A 5,132-nucleotide genomic window follows, 5' to 3' on the forward strand; every position below is an offset into this window, starting at 1 on the left:
ACCCCCAGCTCGACGAGGCGCCTGCCATCGGACTCGGGGATGATCCCGCCGACGATCACCGGCACGTCCTCCAGGCCCGCGGCACGAAGGCCGTCGAGCACGTCGGGGACCAGCTCCATGTGCGAGCCGGACAGGATCGAGAGCCCGACGCAGTGCACGTCCTCGGCGACCGCCGCCGCGACGATCTGGTCCGGGGTGAGCCGGATCCCCTGGTAGATCACCTCGAAGCCGGCGTCGCGCGCGCGTACGGCGACCTGCTCGGCGCCGTTGGAGTGCCCGTCGAGGCCGGGCTTGCCGACCAGCAGGCGCAGGCGGCCGCCGAGCTCCTCGCCCGTCGTACGCACCTTCTCGCGGACCGCGGCCAGCTCGGCGCCGGCCTCCGCGACCCCGACGGCGCCACTCACGCCGGTCGGCGCGCGGAACTCGCCGAAGACCTCGCGCAGCGTGCCGGCCCACTCCCCCGTCGTCGCGCCCGCCCGGGCGGCGGCGAGGGTGGCGTGCATGAGGTTCGTGTCGGTCTTCGCGTCCGCGGCGAGCGTCGCCAGAGCCCGGGCGACGGCGGCCTCGTCCCGCTGCTCCTTCCAGGCGGCCACGGAGTCGAGCGCGGACTGCTCGGCGGCCGGGTCGGCGGCCATGATGGCCTCGTCGAGGTTGGCGGTGAGCGGCGACGGCTCGGTGGTGTCGTACTTGTTGACCCCCACGATGATCTCGTCGCCGTTCTCGATCCGCGCGCGACGGGCGGCGTGGGCGCTGACCAACGCCTGCTTCATGTAGCCGGACTCGACGGCGGCGATGGCGCCCCCGAGCGCCTGGACGCGGTCGATCTCCGCCTTGGCGCTGCCCACGAGCTCGGCGACCTTGGCCTCGATGACGTGCGAGCCGTCGAAGATGTCGTCGTACTCGAGCAGGTCGGACTCGAAGGCGAGCACCTGCTGCAGGCGCAGCGACCACTGCTGGTCCCACGGCCGCGGGAGGCCGAGGGCCTCGTTCCACGCCGGGAGCTGGACGGCGCGGGCCCGGGCGTTCTTGGACAGCGTCACGCCCAGCATCTCCAGCACGATGCGCTGCACGTTGTTCTCCGGCTGGGCCTCAGTCAGGCCCAACGAGTTGACCTGGACGCCGTAGCGGAAGCGGCGCATCTTCTCGTCCTGCACGCCGTACCGCTCACGGGTGATCTCGTCCCACAGCTGCACGAAGGCCCGCATCTTGCAGGTCTCCTCGACGAAGCGGACGCCGGCGTTGACGAAGAACGAGATGCGCCCGACGACCTTCTCGAAGTCCGCCTCGTCGACCTGCCCGGACGCCTTGACCTGGTCGAGGACCGCGATCGCGGTGCACAGCGCGTAGGCCAGCTCCTGAGTGGGCGTCGCGCCGGCCTCCTGCAGGTGGTAGCTGCAGATGTTGATCGGGTTCCACGTCGGGATCTCGTGGACGGTGTAGGCGATCATGTCGCCGATCAGGCGCAGGGAGTGCTCGGGGGGGAACACGTAGGTCCCGCGGGAGAGGTACTCCTTGATGATGTCGTTCTGGGTCGTGCCGGCGAGCTGGTGGGCGACCGCGCTGCGCTCCTCGGGGCTCGAGTCGGCGGTGAGGCCGTTCTGCTCCTCGGCGGTGACCTGGTACATCGCGAGCAGCCACATGGCGGTCGCGTTGATGGTCATCGAGGTGTTCATCCCGGTCAGCGGGATGTCCTCGAAGAGCTTGCGCATCTCACCGAGGTGCGGGACCGGCACGCCCACCTTGCCCACCTCGCCGCGGCTCAGCGGGGAGTCCGGGTCGTAGCCGGTCTGCGTCGGCAGGTCGAAGGCGACCGAGAGACCGGTCTGGCCCTTGGCGAGGTTCGTCCGGTACAGCGCGTTGGACGCCGCGGCCGTGGAGTGACCGGCATAGGTGCGCATCACCCACGGACGGTCCTTGGCGGGGCGGGCCGCCTCGGGCGCCGCCGACGGGACCTGGACCTCGGAGTCAGTCATGGGGTCAATGTAGGCCCGCGGTTACCGGTGAGTCACCGGCTGGAAATGTGAGCAACCCCACCCCGAGGGGCAGATCAGGCGGAGGCGATGGACCGCTCGACCTCGATCGCCCGGGCCAGCCGGGTCAGGTGCATCATCCGGCGCACCGCGGGACCGCAGTTGCGCACGGTCAGGTGGTGGCCGTTGAGCCAGGCCTGGCGGGTGGCGACCGCGAGGACACGCAGGGCGGTGGCGTCGATGTTCTGCACGTCGCCGAGGTCGACCACGATGTCCTCGCCGAGGCCCTCGAGGTGGTCGTAGATCGCGGCCCGGACCTCCCACGTGCTGCGCACGTCGAAGTCACCGTGCAACATCAGGACGGGACCGTCCGTGGTGATGTCCATCGATGTCTCCCCCTCTGTCGGTGCCGCCGGCACTCCCAGACTGTGACGTGGCACTCACTATGACGCAGTTGTACCCGATTTGGTTGCACCGACACCTCCCCCTTTCGGCGGCGGTGACTGGCGGTGGTGTCGGGCGGCGGAGTCAGGTGGCGGAGTCGCCCCGAGCCGGGATCAGTAGGGTCGGCGGCATGGTCAACCTCACCCGCATCTACACCCGCACCGGCGACGCCGGCACCACCCGGCTCGGCGACATGAGCGAGACCTCCAAGACCGACTCGCGCCTGCACGCGTACGCCGACGTGGACGAGGCCGGCGCCCACCTCGGCCTCGCCCTGGCCCTCGGCGACCTCGACGCCGACGTGGTCGCGGTGCTGACCCACGTGCAGAACGACCTCTTCGACGTCGGCGCGGACCTGTGCACGCCCGTGGTCCCGGACCCGGAGTACCCGCCGCTGCGCATCCAGCAGGACTACATCGACCGGCTGGAGGGCTGGTGCGACCACTACAACGAGCAGCTGCCCAACCTGCGCTCGTTCATCCTCAACGGCGGCACGTCGGGGGCGGCACACCTGCACGTCGCGCGCACCGTCGTACGACGCGCCGAGCGGTCCGCATGGGCGGCGTGGTCCGAGCACGCCGGGTCGATGAACCAGCTGGCCGTCACCTACCTCAACCGGCTCTCGGACCTGCTGTTCATCCTGGCCCGGCACGCGAACCGCGAGCAGGGCGACGTGCTGTGGGTGCCGGGTGGCGAGCGTGGTGACGCCAACGGGGGCGAGGGCGGTGGCGAGGGCGACAGCCCTCGTTGACCCTGTGGACGGCGGCTGCGGAATGTCGGCGACCGGTGTCACGATGACGGGGCCATGGAGATCCGMGACGCCCTGACGGATGACTACCTCGCCCGGTTCTTCGACCCGGGCACCCTGGCCCGCGCCCACGGCTACCTCGACGAGGTCTTCGACCTCGCGGCCGTGCACGAGACCTCCACCAGCCTGACCGCCTCGGCCGAGGTGTGGGGCAGCTCCCCGATCCCCTACCGGGTGCAGTTCCACGCCGAGGTCAACGAGGCGTCCGACTGGGTGTTCACGGCCTGCTCGTGCCCGGTCGCGCGCCTGTGCAAGCACGGCGCCGCGGTCGCGCTGTGCCTGCGCGGGTCGGCTCCGGCCCCACCGGACCCGGAGTGGCGCCAACGGCTGGCGCGGCTCAGCTCGGAGCTGGACAAGCGTGCCCACTCGACGCTCGCCGGGACCGCGCTGGGCCTCGAGGTGTCGCGCCGCCCGGCCACCCGCTGGTCGCGCGGGGCCGCGGGTGACTTCTCGATGCGCCCGATGCGCCCGGGGGCGCGCCGAGGGTGGGTGCGCAGCGGCGCGGAGTGGCCCGACCTCTCGGGCCAGGTGTCCTCCAGCCGCTTCGTGCCGGCCCAGGCCGAGGCGCTGCAGGCGCTGCACCGGGGACTCCTCGGCCGGCACACCTACCTGGTGGCCGGCGCGTCGCCGATGCTGGACGACTACGGCGACCGGCTGGTGCCGGGTCTGCGTGCCGCCGTGGCCGCCGGCGTCGTGCTGCTGCCGGGTCCCGGTGTCGCCTCCGTCTCGCTGAGCGCCGGCCCGGCCCGGCTCCTGGCCGACCTGACCCGCCGGGACGACACGGTGGCCTTCGAGGTGTTCGTCGAGGTCGACGACCGTCGCTGGCGCGGTGATCGGGTGACCCCGATCGGGCGACCCGCCACCTCGCTGGCGCTGGTCGAGGGCGACGACGTCCTGCTCGCCGACCTCGCGGAGCCGATGCACGACGCTCTGGGGGAGCTTCTCGTGGGACCCGCGGTGCTGGTCGACGAGGCCGAGGTCGACGCGTTCCTCGATGCCGTGCGGCCCCTGGCCCGGCAGGTGGAGGTGGTGTCGTCGGACGGCTCGCTCGAGGTGCCCGCTCCCCCACGCCCCGTCCTCCTGGTGACGGTCGCCTGGCACTCCTCGACGCGGGCCGGGCTCGACTGGCAGTGGGCCTACGGCGAGGCCCGGTGCACGTTGTCCTCCGCGGACTCCCTTGCGGGGGTGCGGGACCCCGAGACCGAGCGCGCCATCCTCGCGACCGTGCCCGAGCACCTGGCCGGGGCCACCTCCGTCAGCGGCGGCGACGCCCTGTCCCTCGCCCTCCACGACCTCCCCCACCTCGGCACGCTGGCCGACGTCACGGTCGTCGAGGTGGAGCCGCCCGACTTCCGCGAGTCCACGAGTGCCCCGGAGATCGCGTTCACGCTGGCCGAGGACCAGCCCGACCACACCGACTGGCTCGACCTCGAGGTCCACGTCAGCATCGACGGCGAGCAGGTCCCCCTGCCCGACGTGCTCGCGGCCGTGACGCGTGGCGACGAGTTCCTGGTCCTGCCCAGCGGCCTGTACGTCGCCCTCGACCGCCCCGAGTTCGCCCGGCTCCACGAGGTGGTGGCCGCCGCCGCCCAGCTGCGTGACGGCGAGGACGGCCGGGTCAGCGTGGGGAGCTCCGACCTGAGCGTGTGGGCCGAGCTCACCGAGCTCGGGGTCGTCGACGCGCAGGCTGCCACCTGGGTGGAGCGAGCGGTCGCGCTGCGCGACCTCACCGAGATCCCGCAGCCGGAGCCGGTGGGTCTCACCACGTCCCTGCGGCCCTACCAGCTGGAGGGCTTCTGGTGGCTGGCGKTCCTCCACCAGCACGGCCTCGGCGGCATCCTGGCCGACGACATGGGCCTGGGCAAGACGCTGCAGGTGCTCGCGCTCGTGCAGCACGCCATCTCCCGGTG

Annotated in this window: 4 protein-coding genes; 2 read left to right on the forward strand and 2 right to left on the reverse strand. The window is 72.2% G+C overall.

The genetic code is table 11. The features are described from left to right. Together ACXJKL_RS14045 and ACXJKL_RS14050 are read right to left on the reverse strand one after the other, a co-directional pair. Positions 1-1,898: protein meaA (locus ACXJKL_RS14045; protein ID WP_457207666.1), on the reverse strand; the 1,898-nt coding region annotated here is incomplete at its 3' end. A 149-nt stretch (positions 1,899-2,047) separates the two neighbouring features. Then, the gene (locus tag ACXJKL_RS14050; RefSeq protein ID WP_457207663.1) at positions 2,048-2,356 is read right to left on the reverse strand and encodes an STAS domain-containing protein; all 309 of its coding nucleotides are present in this window, start codon (positions 2,354-2,356) and stop codon (positions 2,048-2,050) included. A gap of 188 nt (positions 2,357-2,544) precedes the next feature. Here ACXJKL_RS14050 and ACXJKL_RS14055 point away from each other — a divergent pair, with 188 nt between their 5' ends. Both ACXJKL_RS14055 and ACXJKL_RS14060 read left to right on the forward strand, forming a co-directional pair. Beyond that, entirely contained in the window at positions 2,545-3,165 is a 621-nt protein-coding gene (locus ACXJKL_RS14055; protein ID WP_457207664.1) for a cob(I)yrinic acid a,c-diamide adenosyltransferase, read from the forward strand. A 54-nt stretch (positions 3,166-3,219) separates the two neighbouring features. Then, positions 3,220-5,132, forward strand: a 1,913-nt coding sequence (locus ACXJKL_RS14060) for an SNF2-related protein (RefSeq protein ID WP_457207665.1), incomplete at its 3' end; no start/stop codon positions are given.

This window comes from Nocardioides sp. P5_C9_2, from assembly GCF_054049555.1.